Origin of the sequence: Vibrio sp. 10N.222.46.A1 (assembly GCF_041473595.1) — a bacterium.
Lineage (GTDB): Bacteria > Pseudomonadota > Gammaproteobacteria > Enterobacterales > Vibrionaceae > Vibrio > Vibrio tasmaniensis_A.
In genome coordinates this window covers 1-3,742 of sequence record NZ_JBFRSN010000298.1, presented here as the reverse complement: position 1 = coordinate 3,742, position 3,742 = coordinate 1, and the positions used below count along the sequence as shown (strand labels likewise).

The 3,742-nt window shown below is 42.4% G+C and carries 4 protein-coding genes; all 4 read left to right on the top strand.

The annotated features are described in order from the left end of the window. The first annotated feature begins 548 nt into the window (after nucleotides 1-548). Nucleotides 549-1,469: a DUF368 domain-containing protein gene (locus tag AB4496_RS09900; protein WP_102258066.1), complete on the top strand. Its 921-nt coding sequence runs from the start codon at nucleotides 549-551 to the stop codon at nucleotides 1,467-1,469. A gap of 202 nt (nucleotides 1,470-1,671) precedes the next feature. Further along, on the top strand, nucleotides 1,672-2,112 hold the full coding sequence (locus tag AB4496_RS09895; protein ID WP_102258067.1) for a hypothetical protein: 441 nt from the start codon (nucleotides 1,672-1,674) through the stop codon (nucleotides 2,110-2,112). Next, nucleotides 2,109-2,705 carry an SCO family protein gene (locus tag AB4496_RS09890; protein ID WP_012600175.1) on the top strand — a complete coding sequence of 199 codons (597 nt, stop codon included), beginning with the start codon at nucleotides 2,109-2,111 and terminating at the stop codon, nucleotides 2,703-2,705. Before AB4496_RS09895 ends, AB4496_RS09890 begins: the two co-directional genes overlap by 4 nt. 114 nt (nucleotides 2,706-2,819) lie before the next feature. After that, the gene (locus AB4496_RS09885) at nucleotides 2,820-3,278 is read left to right on the top strand and encodes a copper chaperone PCu(A)C (RefSeq protein WP_017096254.1); all 459 of its coding nucleotides are present in this window, start codon (nucleotides 2,820-2,822) and stop codon (nucleotides 3,276-3,278) included. Nucleotides 3,279-3,742: the final 464 nt, after the last annotated feature.

Sequence of the window (3,742 nt, the reverse complement as noted above, 5' to 3'; positions counted from 1 at the left end):
AGATTAATTCGAGAAAAGCTTAAGCTAGTTACCTATGGTGACTGGCTTTTTTTTCGTTTGGAGCATGGGGTTAATAGCAGATAACTGATCATAAAGAGCCAAACGACAGACAAAAAAATAGCCAACCGCAATAATCGCGATTGGCTCTATATATTTGTGAACAAATCATAAGTTCACTAACAACGTCAGTTGGCTAGGTGACCCTCGGCTTAAGAAGGGTCAATGTATATAATGCAGTTAGCGTGCCAACTTTAATTCAGCCGTTTTATACGCCCTGCATCGCATAAAAACCTCTAATTCATGATGCGAATTGCAAAGTGCATTTGCATAATGCAACCAAGATGCAATATCGATAGAAAACAAGTTTCACTGAAGCCGATAATAATAAGACGCCAAGCAGTTGTATTTTAAATGTAAGGCAGATGTTCACATCAACGTATTGCCTTACAATTAAAGAGGTAATAAAGCACCTCGCCAAAGGTATATTCATACTTTTTTTACACTAAAGTTTGTATACTGCACAAAATCACTCTCAACTCTATGAAGCAATGAACTACTTAAGTACTTTTTTCAAAGGCATGGCAATGGGCGCAGCCGACGTTGTACCTGGCGTGTCGGGCGGAACCATCGCATTCATCACTGGTATCTACGATACGCTACTAGAAAGCATTCGAAGAATTAACCCTAGCGTACTTGGACTATGGAAGCGTGAAGGTTTCAAAGCCGCGTTTAGCCACATCAATGGTTTTTTCCTAATTTCACTGTTCGCAGGCGTATTCACGAGCATTGCGACATTTGCAAAACTGATTTCTTGGTTATTAGTCACCCACCCAGTTCCACTATGGTCTTTCTTCTTTGGCCTTATCTTGGTGTCGGTTTTCCATATTCTTAAACAAGTAGAAAAGCGCGATATGATTCGATTCGTATTTTTGCTGCTTGGTGTCGCCTTCGCTTACAGCATTACCGTGCTTAAGCCGCTGCAAATGGAACCTACCAGTATCAATATTCTCATTGCAGGTGCGATTGCAATCTGTGCGATGATTTTGCCAGGTATCTCAGGGAGCTTCATTCTGCTATTAATTGGTATGTACGGCCCGGTACTTGGTGCCGTTAAAGAATTTCAGGTCGATGTACTTGCCCTATTCCTTAGTGGCTGTGTGATTGGCCTGCTGACTTTCTCTCACGTACTTTCTTGGTTACTACGCTCATTCCGCGACTTCACATTAGTATTCTTGACTGGTTTGATGATCGGTACACTGCCGAAGATTTGGCCGTGGAAAGAAACGATCAGCTGGCGTACAAACTCTAAAGGTGAGCAAGTTCCTCTGATTCAAGAAAACTTGTCACCGTTCGATTTTGAAGCCGTCACTTCTCAACCTTCACAGCTAGTAATGGCTATTGTGATGATGCTTGTAGCGATTGCTCTGGTCCTTGGGTTAGAGAAGTTTGCAGAGCGCAACGCGGGCTGATCATTCTATCCATTCTCAAGCGTATTCAGAACGGATAGAACTTAGAAAGACTAAGCTCATGAACCTATGACACAGACAAAAGCGAAGCCAATGGCTTCGCTTTTTTAGTTCTACCATACGCACAAAATTACTTTTTGATACAAGCACATATTGAGGGATATGATAACATCGCCGCTCTTATAAAATTAGATGAGAACACGACATGCACTCTGCATTAAAGGTTGCTGCTCTTGGGATCGCTCTCGTGGCAGGCTTTTATGGACCGCAAGCTATTCAGCAATTTGAATCAGCGATGGAGCGAGCCTCTGCTGAGATTAACTTAGATGATTACTGCATACTTTCCACCACATCGTGTGAGCAAAATACAGTTACGATGACACTTGATCGCGAGACGGCTCAACCTCTGGCTCCCACCAAAATCAAAGTAGTGTGGGAAGGCGCAGCCTCTGACACATTAATGCTGTCGCTTACAGGTTTAGAGATGGAAATGGGCTCGGCACGTTTTCAATTAAAAAACATTGGCAATAATACCTATGAAGGTGATGTGATTTTACCTGTATGTACTTTAGACAAGATGACATGGATCGGTGAGCTCACTGATGGTGTCGATACTGTAAATCCGGCAATAAGGATGGCAAGATGAGTAGAAATTGGTCGTTAGCATTGGTTGTCGCTTTTGTCCTTGGCTTTGGCGTTAAAAGTTATCTTGATGGGCAAAACGAAGCTCAAAAACAACACGCGGCAAAACAACAATTCTCCGCAACAACCCTTTTCGGCAAAGATAACCAGCCAACTGAAATCTTTGACCAAACCGATGACAGAATTCGTATCGTTTATTTTGGTTTCACACGTTGCCCAGATGTGTGCCCTACTTCTCTAGCAATGTTAGCCGGAGCACTTAACCAGATTTCTGATGAAGCAAAAGCCAAGATTCGCCCGATGTTTGTTTCTCTCGATCCAGAACGTGATGCCGCTGAAGCCTCATACGAATACGCACAATACTTCCACCCAATGATGGAAGGATTAAGTGGCCCGTTAGATGTGACAACAACGCTTGCACACAACTACGGTGTTATTTTTAGAAAGACCAAGCTTGAAGGTTCAGAGTTGGAATACACCCTAGACCACAGCTCATATTTCTATTTTTTAAAACCCGATGGCACGCTGATTACCAAAGTGCCGCATACGTTAACGCCAGCGCCAATTGTTGAAGCTATTAACACATTAACGCGCTAACGTACCAAGTCATCAGCGACGAGAAACAACGTGTACAAAAATAAAGAACTTAACGAATAAAGTTCGAACAAAAAGTCAGGTCCCAGACCAAAACAAAAAACTAAGGACAACAACATGAAGTTAAAAGCACTTGCTCTAGCAGGCTTATTGCTCACTCCTCTTGCTCAAGCGAATAGCGACATTATGGTTCATGACGCGTACGCGCGCGCAACCCCGCCTTCAGCAGTGAACAGCGCGGTATTCACGACTCTGATGAACCATAGCGATAAAGATCGCGCTATTGTTTCTGCAACAACACCAGCAGCAGGAAAGGTTGAACTTCATGATGTTATCGTTGATGGCGACGTAATGAAGATGCGTCAAGTTCAAGCGATCACCATCCCTGCAAATGGTAAAGCTGTACTTAAACCAGGTAGCTTACACATCATGTTGTTTGACTTAAAAAGTAGCCTAAAAGAAGGTGAACAAATCAAAATGACACTGACCTTCGCAAACGGTGAAACACAGACCTTTGATGCGCCAGTGAAGAAAGTGATGAGCGGCATGAAAAAGATGAATCACGATCATCATTAATCAGATTCACTATCGATGAAATAATTTAAGCCACGATGACTTCTCGCCATCGTGGCTTTTTGCTAAACTGAGCTCGCTTTTTATTCAAAGCCCGACCACATTAATAACCAAGGAGAATAGAAGATGATTGTAATGAAGACACTAAAACTGGCAGTAAAAGTAACGCGTTAACTTGTTTGGTTAATCCAACTTAAATACCGATCGACCAACTTATCGTCACTCTTTGACGACCGCACACTTTTACCCGGTTTACTGTTGATCGTAAGTGATCAACTCCTGCATGCCTATAAAGCATGACTCAATCCGGGGTCCTATCTATTTGAATTCGACCCAAACTCAAAACATTTTTGACGCTCGACGCTTTTAATCTCAGCAACTCTTTTTGGTCTCATTAACTCTTTTGATCTCATCAACAATAAGAGAGCTCACAAGAAGTTAATGCTCTCATAAGACTTTAATGCAGT